13 protein-coding genes are annotated in these 17,296 nt (G+C 57.0%); 10 read left to right on the plus strand and 3 right to left on the minus strand.

All coding sequences use genetic code 11. The annotated features are described in order from the left end of the window. The 3 genes from AC0IXH_RS00430 to AC0IXH_RS00440 all read left to right on the plus strand — a co-directional run bounded on the left by AC0IXH_RS00430 (position 1) and on the right by AC0IXH_RS00440 (position 3,720). Complete coding sequence (locus AC0IXH_RS00430) at positions 1–1,329, plus strand: M20 family metallopeptidase (RefSeq protein WP_346566330.1); 1,329 nt, start codon at positions 1–3, stop codon at positions 1,327–1,329. 63 nt (positions 1,330–1,392) lie between these two features. Next, on the plus strand, positions 1,393–1,971 hold the full coding sequence (gene nudK / locus AC0IXH_RS00435) for a GDP-mannose pyrophosphatase NudK (protein WP_013203333.1): 579 nt from the start codon (positions 1,393–1,395) through the stop codon (positions 1,969–1,971). A gap of 657 nt (positions 1,972–2,628) precedes the next feature. Further along, positions 2,629–3,720, plus strand: a complete 1,092-nt coding sequence (locus tag AC0IXH_RS00440) for a DUF1176 domain-containing protein (protein WP_053144486.1) — start codon at positions 2,629–2,631, stop codon at positions 3,718–3,720. Between the two features lie 138 nt (positions 3,721–3,858). Here the strand turns inward: AC0IXH_RS00440 and tkt are convergent, their stop codons facing one another. The 3 genes from tkt to rpiB form a co-directional block, all read right to left on the minus strand. Then, positions 3,859–5,859 carry a transketolase gene (tkt, locus tag AC0IXH_RS00445; RefSeq protein WP_471719737.1) on the minus strand — a complete coding sequence of 667 codons (2,001 nt, stop codon included), beginning with the start codon at positions 5,857–5,859 and terminating at the stop codon, positions 3,859–3,861. A 25-nt stretch (positions 5,860–5,884) separates the two neighbouring features. Beyond that, positions 5,885–6,835: a transaldolase gene (gene tal, locus AC0IXH_RS00450; protein WP_013203330.1), complete on the minus strand. Its 951-nt coding sequence runs from the start codon at positions 6,833–6,835 to the stop codon at positions 5,885–5,887. Between the two features lie 319 nt (positions 6,836–7,154). Beyond that, positions 7,155–7,613, minus strand: coding sequence for a ribose 5-phosphate isomerase B (gene rpiB, locus AC0IXH_RS00455; RefSeq protein ID WP_471719738.1), 459 nt, complete (start codon positions 7,611–7,613; stop codon positions 7,155–7,157). Positions 7,614–8,028: 415 nt separating this feature from the next. On the opposite strand from rpiB, the gene AC0IXH_RS00460 reads away from it, so the two are divergent. From AC0IXH_RS00460 to maeB, 7 genes are all read left to right on the plus strand, one after another. Further along, positions 8,029–9,369 carry an MFS transporter gene (locus AC0IXH_RS00460; RefSeq protein WP_471719739.1) on the plus strand — a complete coding sequence of 447 codons (1,341 nt, stop codon included), beginning with the start codon at positions 8,029–8,031 and terminating at the stop codon, positions 9,367–9,369. Then, a complete protein-coding gene (locus tag AC0IXH_RS00465) occupies positions 9,366–11,117 on the plus strand; it encodes a dihydroxyacetone kinase family protein (protein WP_471719740.1) in 1,752 nt (583 codons plus the stop codon). Before AC0IXH_RS00460 ends, AC0IXH_RS00465 begins: the two co-directional genes overlap by 4 nt. Then, on the plus strand, positions 11,117–11,911 hold the full coding sequence (locus AC0IXH_RS00470) for a triose-phosphate isomerase family protein (RefSeq protein WP_471719741.1): 795 nt from the start codon (positions 11,117–11,119) through the stop codon (positions 11,909–11,911). The genes AC0IXH_RS00465 and AC0IXH_RS00470 overlap by 1 nt, the downstream gene beginning before the upstream one ends. Beyond that, positions 11,896–12,702 carry a sugar phosphate isomerase/epimerase family protein gene (locus AC0IXH_RS00475; protein WP_471719742.1) on the plus strand — a complete coding sequence of 269 codons (807 nt, stop codon included), beginning with the start codon at positions 11,896–11,898 and terminating at the stop codon, positions 12,700–12,702. Before AC0IXH_RS00470 ends, AC0IXH_RS00475 begins: the two co-directional genes overlap by 16 nt. Before the next feature lie 4 nt (positions 12,703–12,706). Beyond that, a complete protein-coding gene (locus tag AC0IXH_RS00480; RefSeq protein WP_013203324.1) occupies positions 12,707–13,564 on the plus strand; it encodes a phosphogluconate dehydrogenase C-terminal domain-containing protein in 858 nt (285 codons plus the stop codon). A 154-nt stretch (positions 13,565–13,718) separates the two neighbouring features. Then, a complete protein-coding gene (locus AC0IXH_RS00485) occupies positions 13,719–14,681 on the plus strand; it encodes a sugar-binding transcriptional regulator (protein WP_013203323.1) in 963 nt (320 codons plus the stop codon). Positions 14,682–14,978: 297 nt separating this feature from the next. After that, the gene (gene maeB / locus AC0IXH_RS00490) at positions 14,979–17,258 is read left to right on the plus strand and encodes an NADP-dependent oxaloacetate-decarboxylating malate dehydrogenase (protein WP_471719743.1); all 2,280 of its coding nucleotides are present in this window, start codon (positions 14,979–14,981) and stop codon (positions 17,256–17,258) included. Positions 17,259–17,296 lie beyond the last annotated feature (38 nt).

Genomic DNA, 17,296 nt, shown 5'->3' on the forward strand with positions numbered 1-17,296 from the left:
ATGACATTAGCACAGCAGATTGCGCGTCACGTTGAGGCCAACACCGATCGTCTGGTGCAGACGCTTTGCGATCTGATCGCCTTCCCATCGATCGTCAAAGTCGATCCGCGTGAAGCCGGGCCGGGCGAGCGTGGCTGCCAGCTTTACCTTCAGCAACGGCTGCAGGCATTAGGCATGACCACCGATCTGTGGGATCCCGATGGCCCGGCGCTGTACGCCAAATACCAGGGCCGACCGGGCGCCAATAAAGGCCGCACCTTTGAAGGACGGCCGAATCTGGGCGGGATTCTGGCGGGCAGCGGCGGCGGGCGTTCAATCATGCTCAACGGCCATGTCGACGTGGTGCCGCCGGGTGCTGCGGAGCACTGGCACACCGATCCTTTTACCCCGGTGGTGAAGGACGGTGCTGTGTATGGACGTGGCTCGGTAGATATGAAAGGCGGCGTCACCTGCATGTTGATGGCGCTGACGTTTCTCAAAGAGTTGAACATTCCGCTGGCCGGAGATGTGGTTTTCACGACGGTGGTAGACGAAGAGATTGGTGGCATGGGATCGCTGGCGATGGTCGATCGCGGCTTTAAGGCCGATGCCGGGATCATGACCGAACCCACCGCCAACCGCATCGCGCCGATCTGCCATGGCGTGCTGTGGGGCAAAATTGTGCTGGAGGGCATCGGTGGCCACGCGGAGTTGACGCCGAACGCCTGGAACAGCAGCGGGCCGGTCGACGCCATTATGCTGTGCCGCCAGATGCTCGATGCGATAGATATTCTGAATCGCCGCTGGCAGACCGACCCACGCAAAAATCATCCGTTGATGGATCTGCCGAATCAGATCATCGTCACGCAGCTGAAGGCCGGTGAGCATCCGGCGTCGATCGCCGGACGGGCCGAAATCATTATTGACGTGCAGTATCTGCCGGCGGAAAAGGATCAATTCGGTCTCGGCGGCCACGTTAAGGCCGAGCTGGAAGACTATCTGGCGCGGGTCTGCGCGGTCGATCCCTATTTGCAGCAGCATCCGGCGCGCATTGAATGGATCCTCGATGCCGACTGCGCGGAAGTGCCCGCCGACCATCCTTTCGTCACCACCTTCCAGTCAGCGGTCACCGAAGCGGCAATGCCGCCGGCGCTGGTCGGCTTTGGTGCACACAGTGATATTGGCCTGCCGGGATTATTCGGCACGCCGACCGTCAACTTTGGCCCCGGCGACCCGGCGTTATGCCATCAGCCCAATGAACATGTTCCGGTGGCTGACCTGATTGCCTGCACCACCGCCATCGCGCTGGCGATCGCCCGCTGGAGCGGCCCGCAACAAAGCCTGAATTAGGATAGTTTTCCGCTAAGCCTGGCCTTATGATGACAGGCTCCTTAAAAACGCAACGGAGCCTGTATGTCAGCCAAAATCGAAGTGATTAAGAATAAAATCCTGTCAGAAAACTGGTTCGTTTTGCGTAACTTTACCTACGATCTTACCGCCAACGATGGCTCCACTATCCGCCACAAGCGCGAGGTTTATGACCGCGGCAATGGCGCGACCATCCTGCTGTATAACCGCGAAAAAAACAGCGTGATCCTCACCCGTCAGTTCCGTATTGCGACCTTTGTTAACGGCAATGAAACCGGCATGTTGATTGAAACCTGCGCCGGGCTGCTGGACGATGATTCGCCGGAAGACTGCATCCGTAAGGAAGCGATTGAGGAGACCGGCTACGAGGTCGGCCACGTTGAGAAGCTGTACGAAATGTATATGTCGCCGGGCGGCGTGACCGAACTGATCCACTTCTTCGCCGCAGAATACAATGATGCCCTGCGCGCCAATGCGGGCGGCGGCGTGGACGATGAAGATATCGATGTGATGGAAATTCCTTTCCCCAAGGCCTGGGCGATGGTCAAAGAGGGGCGCATCAAGGACGGCAAAACGGTGATGCTGTTTCAGCACGCCTTGCTGGAAGGCTGGCTGAAACTGTAACCCTCTCTGACCGGCTTACGCGGAGAGCATCGCGGCCGGACTTTTCCCAGATAGCGGCAGCTAAACTGCCGCGTCATGCCGCTATTGTTGCAAAATAAAGTCAACATTTGCCGGGGCACACCAACCCGATTAATCAGATCAACTCTCTCTCAGCATACTGATAATTAAAAGCTCCCATAGGCTAATAGCAAATACGGGAAGAAGAACATCAGCAATTTTCGGATATCCTTAATAAAGATTTTCTTTGCCGGAAAAAAGCATGAGGAGTTTAAAAAAGCGCTAAACGCATATCCCTTCAGTAAATATACTGGATCAATGAATTAACCGCAGTTAAGTCATTTTCTGATGGGAAGGTGATTAATTTAAATCATTGAATGGCAATGTTTTTAAGTCCGCAACTTGAACCACATCACATTATTTCGCTATTGCAGCACGGTGCCGCAGAGAAATAGTCAGCTACGGTCTTATTGCCGAATCAGAATAACATGACCGCTTTTGACCGGATGCGTGGATTTGACTGATTTAACGTTTTACTAACACTGTCCGAAAAATCCGATTGAGCTGCCCGCCTGCAGACGTCATTATAGCGGTATCGAATTTTTGATCTTATCCGCACGTTTCCGTCGCCATTACGTCACCCTGGGATACACGTTTTCAATGCCTTACTGGATGAAATTACCTTTTGCTTCGCTGCTGCTGTTTGCTGCTTCGCTACATGCCGAGCCGCTGCAAAAAGTCTTTTCCGACTGGCAGATTACCTGCAATAACCTTAATAGTTGTGTGGTGCGTAATTTTCCCGGCGATAATGGCCTGGTGATGACCCTCAGCCGTAATGCCGGAATTAATGACCGGCCGCTGCTGCGCATTGATTATGGCAACCGCTATACCGGTGAGCTGAAGGGCGCCGCGCTGAAGGATAACCTGCTGCTGGACGGGCAGCGACTGAAGCCCGACCTGAAGCACTGGGAGGTGGAACCTCATCATCTGACCACCGCGCATAACATCTCCATCGATGAGTTTCTGGCGCAGGTGATGGACGCGGATAATATCCAGTTGCTGTACCGGCCAAACGCCACCATTTCCCTGCACGGGCTGAAAGCGGCGCTGCTGCTGATGGACGACGTTCAGGGACGGGTTAATGGCATGAGCGCCTGGATTAAGCGGGGCGATCGTGCGGCGATGGATGTGCCGCCTGAGCCGGCGATGCCTGAAATCATTCCGCCGCCGCGTCCGCCTTTACCGCTGACGCGCGAAGAAACCACCGGCCTGATTGATTTTGGTACCTGGCGGATCAATACCGATGAGTGCTCGCTGGATCCGCAGCGTCGTGAAGTCAGCGTCGCCCCGTTATCCGATCAGAAAGCGCTGCTGCTGGTGAGCTGTGAGATGGGAGCGTATAACGTCATCGATCTGGCTTTTGAAGTCAGCCGCAGCGAACCCTATATTGCCAAGGGCATCACGCTGACCTTGCCGTTTGTGCCGCCTGGCCACGGTGATAAGCAGCTGGAATTGATTAATGCGGAATATGACGCCAACTCGGGAGAGCTGCTGACCTTCAGCAAGGATCGCGGGCTGGGAGATTGTGGTACCGCGTCACGCTGGCAGTTCAACGGACGTCAGTTTGTGCTGGCCGAGTTCGCGGAAGAGGGCACCTGCGATGCCTGGCACGGCAGCGATGACTGGCCAACGCTGTGGACCAGCAAAACCTTGCCGGTGACGCCAACCGGTAATGTGGAAATGACGCCTTAACCTCCTAGCGGGAAGCCCGGTGATTAAGCCATCAGAGCCGCTTCTCGCGGCATAAAAAAAGCCCGGCAATCAGATTGCCGGGCTTTTTGTTGTCCATCAGCGATCGCCTTCAGTCAGCGATCGTAACGGTCAGTCACCTCAGTGAGGTTTCAGCAGTGCTTCAGCATGGCTGACGATATTCTCAACCGTGAAGCCAAACTCGTTAAACAGCTTATCGGCAGGCGCTGACTCACCAAAGGTGGTCATGCCGACGATAGCGCCGTTCAGGCCAACATATTTGAACCAGTAATCTGCAATGCCCGCTTCCACCGCAACACGCGCGGTGACGTTGGATGGCAGCACCGATTCACGGTAACCCACTTCCTGCTTATCAAACAGCTCGGTCGACGGCATCGATACCACACGCACTTTATGGCCGCTGGCGGTCAGTTTCGCCGCTGCGCCCAGCGTGATTTCCACTTCTGAACCGGTGGCAATCAGGATCACTTCCGGCGTACCTTCGCAATCTTTCAGCACGTAAGCACCACGAGAGATGTTGTCGACCTGCTCTTTACTACGCTCAGGCTGCAACAGGTTCTGACGTGACAGGATCAGCGCGGTTGGCCCATGATGGCGCTCAACGGCATGTTTCCACGCCACGGCGGTCTCAACCTGGTCACACGGACGCCAGACGCTCATATTTGGCGTGACGCGCAGGCTGGCAAGCTGCTCAACCGGCTGGTGCGTCGGGCCATCTTCGCCCAGACCAATCGAGTCATGGGTATAAACCATAATCTGACGGGCTTTCATCAGCGCGGCCATACGCACGGCGTTACGGGCATATTCTACAAACATCAGGAAGGTCGCGGTGTACGGGATAAAGCCACCGTGCAGTGCCAGACCGTTGGCAATGGCGGTCATACCAAATTCGCGCACGCCGTAGTGAATATAGTTACCGGCATGGTCTTCTTTGATCGACTTAGAGCCAGACCAGATGGTCAGGTTACTTGGCGCCAGGTCAGCGGAGCCGCCCAGATATTCCGGCAGCAGCTTACCGTAAGCTTCCAGCGTATTTTGTGACGCTTTACGGCTGGCAATTTTCTGCGGGTTAGCCTGCAGTTCAGTAATGAACTTCTGCGTTTCCTGCTCCCAGACGTCCGGCAGATCGCCGGCCATACGGCGTAAAAACTCTTTCGCCAGTTCCGGATGCGCGGCTTTATAAGCAGCAAACTTCTCGTTCCACGACTTCTCGTATTTCGCACCGGCTTCTTTGCCATCCCACTGGGCAAAAATGTCTTTCGGGATTTCAAAGGCAGGGTAGTTCCAGCCGAGCTGCTTACGGGTCAGCGCCACTTCTTCAGCGCCCAGTGCGGCACCGTGCGCTTCTTCCTTACCGCCTTTGTTCGGCGAACCAAAACCAATCACCGTTCTGCAGATAATCAGTGAAGGCTTATCGGTAACGCTTTGCGCTTCTTTGATGGCATTTTTGATGGCATCGGCATCGTGACCATCAATTTCGTGGATCACATGCCAGTTGTAGGCTTCAAAACGCTTGGCGGTATCATCGCTGAACCATCCTTCCACTTCGCCATCAATCGAGATGCCGTTGTGGTCATAGAAACCGATCAGTTTACCCAGACCCAGCGTACCGGCCAGAGAAGAGACCTCATGGGAAATCCCTTCCATCAGGCAGCCATCGCCCATGAAGACGTAGGTGTTGTGGTCGACGATATCGTGACCCGGACGGTTAAACTGCGCGCCCAGCGTACGTTCCGCAATTGCCATACCGACCGCATTCGCCAGACCCTGACCCAGCGGGCCGGTGGTGGTTTCGACGCCCGGCGTATAGCCGTATTCCGGGTGACCTGGCGTTTTAGAGTGCAGCTGACGGAAGTTTTTCAGCTCTTCAATCGGCAAATCGTAGCCGGTGAGGTGCAACAGGCTGTACAGCAGCATTGAACCGTGGCCGTTAGACAGGATAAAACGGTCGCGATCGGCCCACAGTGGGTTGGTCGGGTTGTGATGCATAAACTCGCGCCACAACACTTCGGCGATATCTGCCATGCCCATTGGGGCACCTGGGTGACCGGAATTGGCTTTCTGCACCGCATCCATACTCAATGCACGGATGGCATTAGCCAGTTCTCTACGTGAAGACATATTTTTCTCCCTGGTTATTGAGTGTTTACAGCTTGGCGGACAGCACGTCTTCCAGCTTCTGCTGGTCAACGGCGAACTGACGAATACCTTCTGCCAGCTTGTCATTCGCCATCGGATCCTGATTGTGCTCCCAACGGAACTCGGCTTCAGTCATCGGCGTTGGCTGGTTAAAGGCCTCGGTTGACGGCTTCAGCTTACGCTCAACTGGCGCATCGCTGGCCTGCAGTTCTTCCAGCAGGTTAGGGGAGATAGTCAGACGATCGCAGCCGGCCAGTGCCAGGATCTGCTCAACTTTACGGAAGCTGGCACCCATGATCACCGTGTTATAGCGATGCTGTTTGTAGTATTCATAGATGTTGCGTACGGACACTACGCCCGGATCTTCATCAACGACATACGGGTCGATCGGCTTGCGGCTGTTGTACCAGTCGAAGATACGGCCAACAAACGGCGAAATCAGGAACACGCCGGCTTCAGCACAGGCGCGCGCCTGAGCGAAGGAGAACAGCAGCGTCAGGTTACAGTTGATGCCGTTCTTTTCGAGTTCTTCCGCAGCGCGGATACCTTCCCAGGTGGAAGCCAGTTTGATCAGGATGCGCGAACGGTCAATGCCGTTGTCTTCGTACATTCTGACCAGCTTCTCAGCCTTGGTGACACACATACCGCGATCGAACGACAGACGTGCATCCACTTCGGTTGAAACGCGTCCTGGAACGCTTTTCAGAATTTCCATACCGAGGTTAATCGCGACCTTGTCGCTGGCATTGATGATCTGAGTCTCTTTGCTGCCGCCCTGTTTTTTGGCGTAGTCGATAGCGTCGGTAATCAGGTGTTTGTAAGAATCGAGGCTGGAGGCTTTCAGGATCAGAGACGGGTTGGTGGTGGCATCTTCCGGGTGATAATTGCGGATGGATTCGATATCGCCACTGTCAGCCACCACGGTGGTGTATTGTTTCAGTGCGTCTAGCTGGTTCATCTCTTGGCTCCTTGATGTGCAATCTGCATACGTTTACGACCCTTGCGGACAACGTGGGCTGAAGGCCAACTATCCAGCCTTGAATCTTCTCATAAGGGGGAATTTTCAGTGGCTAACAGCCGGTCTGCCCGACAGGGTTTTCTGTTCTCAGGCCAAACATTGCATCAGACGTCCTGTAATAGAAATGCGTTTTCTCTGATTATTGCAATGGGTTCGCCCAATGGTCAGGCCGCGCGGACGAAAAAAATGCCGCACTTTTCAGTGTAGCACTTCCCTGGGATTTCGTGATGGCGCGCACGGTTGCGCGCCAACGGCAGGCTTATTTCGCGACGGCGTGCTGCTCGTAATAGCTGATTTTATCGACCTTCTCCGACGAACCGCCGCCCTCAAATTCCGAATTCAACCAGCTGGATACAATCGATCGCGCCAGTTCAGGGCCGATCACTCGCGCACCCAGCGTCATCACCTGCGCATTGTTACTTTTGCGGGCGCGCTCGGCGGAATAGGTATCGTGGCACTGCGCCGCACGAATGCCCGGCACCTTGTTGGCGACGATCGCCATGCCAATGCCGGTGCCGCAAAGCAAAATCCCACGCTCATGCTTGCCGTCTTTAATGGCATTGGCCAGCGTCCAGGCGATGTCCGGGTAGATCGGTTTATCGGTCTGCGCATCATTACTGTAGTCGCTGACATCCAGATTCAGCGTCTGAAGGTACTGTTTAATCAGGTTTTTTAATTCCAGCGCCGCATCATCAGCACCAATTGCAATAGAAGTCATAGGTTACTCCACGGGTAAGGGGGCCGCTGGGCATCCTGACGTCAGGAAAACCGGTCGACGGCGAACTGCTATTACCCTCGCATAAAAATGCTCATATGTTCAATAGGTGTTCTTTTGTTTTTTTTGATCGTGAGATTAATATGCGAGGTATGGTGACGAGTGTCGCTTAATTGCGCTTTTATTCGGCGGAAGTCGGAAAAATGAAAGGTTTTGAGGTCGCTCACACTTTTGTGATTGTCCCGTGGGCAATGAGCATTGATACAGGTAGTGTTCATATGTTCACGCATTGATGCAATGCACAAGAAGACCCACTGAGGACTCAAACCATGCGTCAAATTCACTTTCAACCAGGTTCATCGCCCTACACAACGTTAGCCGTTTCTTCCTTGATGCCGGTGGCAAAAGGGGTCGTGGCATGACAACTCATCTGCAATCGGCCGTCGAAAAGTCGGCTATCCGCAAAGTCTCAATGCGGTTGGTGCCCTTTGTGGCGCTGATGTTTTTCATCAACTTCCTTGACCGTACGGCGATCTCTTTCGCCGGGCCAAACGGCATGAGCGAGGATCTGGGGCTGCACGCGGCGCAGTTCGGCCTCGCCTCGGGCATCTTCTTTATTGGCTATATCCTGCTGGAGGTGCCAAGCAACCTCGCGCTGCATCGCTTCGGCGCACGCAAGTGGCTGGCGAGGATCATGGTCAGCTGGGGCATCGTCTCGTTACTGTTTACCTGGGTAAGCAGCGTCGAAGGCTTGTACACCTTGCGGATGCTGCTGGGCGTGGCGGAAGCCGGCTTCTTCCCGGGTGCCATTCTGTTCCTGAGCATGTGGGTACCGGCGCGCCATCGCAGCAAGGTGCTGTCGCTGTTCTATCTGGCCCAGCCGCTGACGGTGGTGTTTGGTGCACCGCTGGCCGCCGCGCTGATCGAACAGCATGGCCTGTTTGGTTTATCCGGCTGGCGGGTGATGTTCCTTGGCGTGTCGATCCCGGCCATCGTCATCGGTATCGTCACCTGGTTCTATCTGGCCGACTCGCCGCGTCAGGCTAAGTGGCTTAACGCCGAAGAGAAAGCGTGGCTGAGCAGCGAGCTGGAAAAAGAGCGTGACCAGAAGCAGGGCAACGCCCATCCAGGCCTGCGCAGCGTGCTGTTTAATGGCCGCGTGTGGATGCTGTGCCTGATCTACTTCGGCTTCATCTATGGCCTGTACGCGCTGGCCTTCTTCCTGCCAACCATTATCTCTGGCTTCCAGCAGCAGTTCGGCACCTCGTTTAACGTGATTGAGAAAGGGCTGATTACCGGCGTGCCGTACATTTTTGCGGCGGTGGTGATGTTCTTCTGGTCGCGTGATGCGTCACGTCGTGGCTGCAAAACCTGGCATATCGCGCTGCCGGCCCTGACCGGTGCTATCAGCGTGCCGCTGGCGCTGTATATGGACTCGCCGATGGCGACCATTCTGGTGATTTCCATCACCGCCAGCTCAATCTTTGCTGCCTTACCTAACTTCTGGACTTTACCTACGCAGTTCCTGACCGGCGCTTCAGCAGCCGCGGCAATTGCCCTGATTAACACGCTGGGCAACGTGGCCGGATTCTCAGCGGGCTATCTGACCGGGATGCTAAAAGACGCCACCGGCAGCTACACCGTGTCGATGATGGTGGTCGGCGGCTTTATGTTGCTCTCCGCCGTGTTGATGCTGTTGCTCAACGCCAAACGTTCAGGAATGCAGTCTGCCCGTCTTTCACAGGAGCCTTCACAATGACCTATCTCTTTAACCAACCCTCTGCGTTTGCCAATGAACTGATCGAAGGGTTTGTGGCGGCGAATGCGGACAAAGTGCGTCAGGTGGCGGGCGGCGTGGTGCGCAGCACGCGCAGCAAGCCGGGCTGTGTGGCGATTGTTATCGGCGGCGGCTCCGGGCACTACCCGGCATTTTCTGGCCTGGTCGGGCAGGGGATGGCGCACGGTGCGGCGATGGGTAACCTGTTTGCCTCACCTTCCGCTCAGCAGATTTATAACGTGGCCCGCGCGGCCGACAATGGCGGCGGCGTGTTGCTGGCGTTCGGCAACTATGCCGGCGATGTGCTGCACTTCGGCCAGGCCTGTGAGCGCCTGAAATCCGACGGCATTCCCTGTGAACTGCTGGCGGTCACCGACGATATCTCCAGCGCGTCGCTGTCCGAGCAGGAAAAGCGACGCGGCGTCGCCGGTGATTTAGCGGTATTTAAAGCCGCCGCCGCCGCGGCTGAAGCGGGTTACTCGCTGGCCGAGGTCACCCGGCTGGCACGCCATGCCAACCACCGCACCCGTTCCCTCGGCGTGGCCTTCTCCGGCTGTACGCTGCCCGGCGCCAGCCAGCCGCTGTTTGAAGTGGCGCACGGCACCATGGCATTGGGAATGGGTATTCACGGCGAACCGGGCATCAGCGAATGTGCCATTCCACCGGCCGATACGCTGGCGGAGCTGTTTGTTGAGCACCTGCTGAAAGAGTGTCCGCAAGAGATTGGCGAACCGCGCGGTCAGCGCGTGGCGGCAATCCTCAACGGCCTTGGCTCGGTAAAATATGAAGAGCTGTTTGTGGTCTATCGCCGCGTTGCCCAGCTGTTGAAAGACGCCGGACTGGAAGTGGTTGAACCCGAAGTGGGTGAGTTTGTCACCAGCTTCAATATGGCCGGCGCGTCATTAACCCTGGTATGGCTGGATGACGAGCTGGAAACCTTCTGGCGCGCGCCGGCCAATGCCCCGGCCTTCCGCAAAGGCAGCGTGCTGGTGGCTGAACCGCTGAGCGCAGCCGAACTGATTTTGCCGCAGGTGGATGAGGTGCCGAACGCCTCGCAAGCGTCACAACAGTCCGCGAGCTGCGTGCTGGCGGTGGTGAAGGCGATGGCAGAGGTTATCTATCAGCATGAAGAAGAGCTAGGCCGCATTGATGCGGTAGCCGGGGACGGCGACCACGGCATTGGCATGGCGCGCGGCGTGACCGGTGCGGTGGAAAAAGCGGTCGAAATGCACCAGCGCCACGCGGGCGCCGGCACCTTACTGTGCCGCGCGGCCGGTGCCTGGGCGGATAAAGCCGGTGGCACCTCGGGCGCGTTGTGGGGCGTGGCGTTAACCGCCATTGGCTCCGCGCTGGGTGACGCTGAGTCGCCGAATGCGCAACGCGTGGCGCTGGGCGTGCAGCATGCCAAAGAGGGCATCATGCACTTTGGTAAGGCCAAGGTCGGCGATAAAACCCTGGTCGATGTGCTGGTGCCGTTCAGCGAAACGCTGAGCGCCCGCGTTGAGGCCGGTGACTCGCTGAATGACGCCTGGGCCGCCGCCGCCAGGCAGGCGACCCTGAGTGCCGAAGCCACCCGTCAAATGGTGCCGAAAATGGGCCGCGCCCGTCCGCTGGCCGAAAAAAGCGTCGGCACGCCGGATGCCGGTGCCGTCTCACTGGCGCTGATCGTCAACAGAATTCATCAACAGCTGACCGCGCAGACCGAAGCCCGCCTGCAGGGAGTGCACTGATGACACAGCCGCGTATAACGCTGGGCGTTAGCCTGAAGATGTATTTCAGCTATCAGCAGACGCTGGCGTGGAGTCAGGCGCTCGCGGCCATTGCCCGCAACCATCCGGCAATAATCAGTGGTGAGGTGGCGCTGTTTGTCCTGCCCGCGTTTCCCGCGTTGCCGCCGGTGCTTGAGGCATTTGCCGGCAGCAATGTGCTGGTCGGTGCGCAGGATCTGTGTCAGGAAGATAACGGTGCCTGGACCGGTGAAGTCAGCGGCGCGATGCTGGCGGAAATGGGCTGTGGCTTCGCCGAAATCGGTCATGCCGAGCGCCGTCGCTACTTTGCCGAAGACGACAGGCTGATTGCCGCCAAGCTGGCCGCTTCGCTGCGCAATGGCCTGACGCCGGTGCTCTGTCTGGGGGAGCCAGAACAGGGCACCAGTCAGGAGGCGATTGCCGTTTGTCGTCAGCAGCTGGACGCTTATCTGCTGACGGCCCGCCAGCAACAGCTTTCCGGCCACATCGTTCTGGCCTATGAACCGCAGTGGGCGATTGGCGCGGCCACCTCCGCGCCCGACGATTTTATCGCTGAGGTCTGCCACGGCCTGCGTGCGTTCAGCGGGCTAGGGGAATTCACCTTCAGCGTGATTTATGGCGGCAGCGCGGGGCCGGGCTTATTACGCCGTCTGGGTCACCACGTTGACGGTTTGTTCCTTGGACGCTTTGCCCATCAGCCGGCGGCACTGGCGTCAATTATTGATGAAGCCGCCGAACTGGCTACATCTCAGGAGGCAGCATGGCAACAGGCTTAAGCACCTACGCCTATTTCTGGCGGATGTCAGAAAAAGTCCCGGCACCGATGTCCCTGCAACAGGTCCTGCAGCACACCGCTGAAATAGGCGTGTCGCTGTTCCAGATTTGCGACTATCCGCAGATTGAAAGCTGGAGCGCGGCGCAGCTTCAGGCGCTGCGTCAGCAAGCTGACCAGCTGGGCATGGCGCTTGAGCTGGGCACGCGTGGCCTGCAGGCCGGGCATCTGCAACGCTACCTCGAACTGGCCGATGCGCTTGAAGTGACCGTATTGCGGTCAATGTTCAACAGCGCGACGTCACGACCGACGCTGGCCGAAGCGGGCGCGATGATCGAAACCGTGCTGCCACAATTTGAGCAGCAGCAGGTCAAACTCTGTCTCGAAACCTACGAGCAGGTGCGCAGCGCCGACATGATGTCGGTGATCAACCGCTTCGACTCCCCGTCTCTGGGCGTATGTCTCGATCCGGCCAACTGCGTGGCCGCGCTGGAACTGCCTGAACAGGTGATTGAAAACACCGTCGATCGGGTACTGAACCTGCATATCAAAGATTTTGCTTTCTCGCGTCAGGATGGCTGGGTCGGCTTTACCCTCGCCGGCAGTCCGATGGGCGAAGGCTTACTGAATTATCGCCAGCTGATTGAGCGCGTGCGCCCGGACAGCAGAGGCATCAACCAAATCGTCGAGCACTGGTTACCCTGGCAGCAGGATGCGCAACGCACCTGCCAGCTGGAACAGCAGTGGACTCAACAAAGCGTCGATTATTTAGCGAAACATCAATTCCAGGAGTGATTTTATGAGCACACAATTAAAAACAATTACCGTTATTGGCGCCGGCGGCAAAATGGGCATGCGCATCTCAGCCAATCTGCAAAAAAGTGATTATCAGGTCTTCTATTGTGAGAGCGCGCCACAGGCGCAGGAACAGGTCACCGCCCAGGGCCGTGAACTGTCGGCCGCTGAATCGGTGGTGCCGGTCAGTGATGTGGTGATCCTCGCGGTGCCGGACATCGTGTTGGGCAAAGTGTCTGAAATCGTGGTGCCGCAGATGAAAACCGGCGGCATCCTGTTAACGCTGGATCCGGCTGCCGCCTATGCCAACCTGATCGCCCAGCGCGACGGCATTGAGTACGCGGTTGCGCACCCTTGCCATCCCTCGGTATTCCTCGAGCGTTACACCAAAGAAGAACATGCCGATGCGTTCGGGGGTGTGGCCGCCATCCAGCACATTGCCGCATCCTATGAGACCGGCAGCGACGCGCAAAAAGCCGAGCTGAGCAAGGTGGTCAGCGTGATGTACGGCCCGGTTGAGGAAGTGCACTGGGTGACGGTGAAGCAGCTGGCCTATCTGGAGCCAACGTTAGTGGAAACCGTGGCCTGTATGGTCGGTGCCTTTATGAAAGAAGCGCTGGACGAAACGGTCAAGCATTCTGGCGTGCCGGAAGCCGCTGCGAAAGCGATGCTCTACGGGCATATTCAGATTGCGCTGGCGGTGGCTTTCCGCGCCACCAACCCGTTCTCGGATGCCTGCATGATCGCCATGGAATATGGCCGTGAGAAGATTGTGAAACCCGACTGGAAGCAGATTTTTGACGAGAAAGAGCTGGATATCGTCATTGCCCGTATGCTGAAAATTGACGCAATCCGCCGCTAATTGTGAGCGTCCCCCTGGCAAGAATGGGCAATCATTGGCTCATCGCCGGGGGAAAGTGGTATAAATCCGGTCTATACCGTGCGGGCGGCCCGAGTGCCGCCCGGGCTTTGTTGCCCGCCAGGCACCGACTTATCTCCAGCTCAAGAGAACCCGGATGGAAAAGAACTCGCCTTCTCAGGATACAGAACTGCTGACGGAAATTGCCGTTGCCTACTATCAGGACGAAATTACCCAGGAAGAGATCGCGCGTAAATTCGGTATTTCCCGCATCAAAGTGGGTCGCTTGCTCAAGCGGGCCAAGGAAGAGGGCATTGTTGAAATCAACGTGCGCTATCACCCGGTGTTCAGTACCCGCCTGGAACAGCAGCTGCTGGAGCGCTTTCCGCTGCAACGTGCCTTAATCGCTTTGGATTATCAGGATGAAGAAGAGCAGCGCCGTCAGGTTGCGGCGCTGGTTTCCGCGCATCTGGCGCAGACGCTGAAGGATAACGCGGTGGTCGCCGTGGGACAGGGACGCAATATCGCCGCGGTGGCCGATCATCCCGGCAACGTGCCGATCCGCAACTGCCACTTTATCAGCGGCATTGGCGGCACCCATCGGCCTGGCGATGCGATCAACGCCGACCATATCAGCCGCCGTCTGGCGCGCAAGTTCGGCGGCATCAGCGAAACGCTGTATGCCCCGGCCTACGTGGAAAACCGCGCGCTGAAAGAGTCCTTTATGCAAAACGGCACCATTAAAGAGACCCTCGATCGCGCCCGCAAAGCCGATATTGCGCTGGTCGGCATTGGTGACATGAACGAGAACAGCTATATGGTGAAGCTCGGCTGGTTTACGCCGCATGAAATTATTGATGCCAGCCTGAATCAGGGCGTCACCGGGGATGTGGCGGGCTATGACTTCTTTAATGCGCAGGGCCAGCACGTTGATACGGTGATGAACGATCGGGTGATCGGTTTGAGTATCGAAGAGCTGCGCAAAATACCCTGCGTGATTGCCATCGCCTCGGAAAATACCAAAGCCATGGCCATTCTTGGCGCGTTAAGAACCGGCGCTATCGATATTATTGCCAGCTCGGCACAGAACATCCGCACCTTGCTGAATATGACCAAGTAACGCTGGAACGCGCGCGGATATCGCGGCGTTCAACGATAGTGCCTTTCCTCGCTGATATACTCTGCAGCAGCCTTTATGGCTGCTCTGCCTTTTCTCCCCCCACATGCATTTATCCCGTCTTTGAAGGCACCACGTTGCTGACGCCGGGCGGGTTTTATTCGCTGTTGCTGATTACTGGAAACCATTTCCATAAAACCTGAATTCCTGGCGGTTTTATACACTGCTTCAAGTTTTGCCCCGCGAAGCCCTTTTATACTGACGCGTTGACTCCCTCCGTAGAAAACAAGGATCCTGATAATGGACGAACAACTGAAGCAGAGTGCGCTCGATTTTCATCAGTTCCCGGTTCCGGGAAAAATTCAGGTCTCACCGACGAAACCCCTGGCAACACAACGCGATCTGGCACTGGCTTACTCGCCGGGCGTGGCGGCACCTTGTCTGGAAATTGCCGCCGATCCGCTCGCCGCCTTTAAGTACACCGCGCGGGGAAATCTGGTAGCGGTGATCTCTAACGGCACCGCGGTGCTGGGGCTGGGCAATATCGGTGCGCTGGCAGGTAAGCCGGTGATGGAAGGGAAGGGCGTGCTGTTTAAAAAGTTCGCCGGCATTGACGTGTTCGATATCGAAATAGATGAGCTGGATCCCGACAAGCTGATCAACGTGATTGCCGCGCTGGAGCCGACCTTTGGCGGCATCAATCTGGAAGATATCAAAGCGCCCGAGTGCTTCTATATCGAAAAGATGCTGCGTGAGCGGATGAATATCCCGGTATTCCATGACGATCAGCACGGCACTGCCATAATCTGTACCGCCGCGGTACTCAACGGGCTGCGGGTGGTGAAGAAAACCATTTCCGACGTGCGGCTGGTGGTTTCGGGCGCCGGTGCGTCCGCCATCGCCTGCATGAATTTGCTGGTGGCGTTGGGAATGCAGAAACACAACATTGTGGTCTGCGACTCCAAAGGGGTGATTTACCAGGGGCGCGAAGCAAATATGGCCGAAACCAAAGCGGCCTATGCGGTGCAGGACAGCGGCAAACGCACGCTGGATGAGGTGATTGAAGGTGCCGATATCTTCCTGGGCTGTTCGGGTCCCGGCGTGATGTCGCAGGAGATGGTGAAAAAAATGGCGCGCGATCCGCTGATCCTCGCGCTGGCCGATCCGGAGCCTGAAATTCTGCCGCCGCTGGCAAAAGCGGTGCGGCCGGATGCGATTATCTGTACCGGACGTTCCGACTATCCCAACCAGGTGAATAACGTGCTGTGCTTCCCGTTTATTTTCCGTGGCGCGCTGGATGTCGGTGCTACGGCGATTAATGAAGAGATGAAGCTGGCTGCGGTGCATGCTATCGCCGAACTGGCGCTGGCGGAGCAGAGTGACGTGGTGGCTTCCGCCTATGGCGATGAAGAACTGGCGTTTGGCCCGGATTACCTGATCCCCAAACCCTTCGATCCACGGCTGATTGTGCAGATAGCGCCGGCGGTGGCCAGGGCGGCGATGGATTCCGGCGTGGCGACGCGGCCGATCGAGGATATGGACGCCTATCGCGAAAAGCTCAGCGAGTTTGTTTATAAAACCAACCTGTTTATGAAGCCGATCTTTTCGCAGGCGCGCAAAGATCCGAAACGGATTGTGCTGGCGGAAGGCGAGGAAGCCAGAGTGCTGCATGCCACCCAGGAGTTAGTCTCGCTGGGGCTGGCGAAACCAATCCTGATCGGCCGTCCGAGCGTGATCGACATGCGGCTGAAAAAACTGGGGCTGAAGATTGAAGCCGGAAAGGATTTTGATGTGGTGAATAACGAATCCGATCCGCGCTTTAAAGCCTACTGGAGCGAGTATTACCAGATTATGAAGCGGCGCGGCGTCTCGCCGGAACAGGCCCAGCGCGCGGTGATCGGCAACCCGACGCTGATTGGCGCAATCATGGTACATCGCGGTGAAGCGGATGCGCTGATCTGCGGCACCATTGGCGACTTTAAAGAGCATTACGAGGTGATCGAAAAGCTGTTTGGCTTCCGCGAAGGCGTCAGGGTCGCCGGAGCGATGAACGCGCTGCTGCTGCCTGCCGGCAACACCTTTATTGCCGATACCTACGTCAATGAGGATCCCACGCCGGAACAGCTGTGCGAGCTGACGCTGATGGCAGCGGAAACCGTGCGCCGCTTTGGTATCGAACCGAAAGTTGCGCTGCTCTCACACTCCAGTTTCGGCACCTCCAACGCGCCGGCCGCCTGTAAGATGCGGGAAACGCTGGCGTTGGTGAAAGCGCGCGCGCCGGAGCTGGAAATAGACGGTGAGATGCATGGCGATGCGGCGTTAGTGGAAAGCATCCGTCAGGAGTTGATGCCGGACAGCCCGTTAAAAGGCGCGGCGAATATCCTGATTATGCCGAACGTCGAGGCGGCGCGGATCAGCTACAACCTGCTGCGCGTTTCCTGTTCGGAAGGGGTGACCGTCGGTCCGGTACTGATGGGGATTGCCAAACCGGTGCATGTGCTGACGCCAATCGCCTCGGTCAGGCGTATCGTCAATATGGTGGCGCTGGCGGTGGTTGAGGCGCAAACGGCACCGTTATAAAGCCGCAGGCCGAAGAGGATGCAAGGGGCGATAAGCGT

This window comes from Erwinia sp. AC075, from assembly GCF_979253995.1.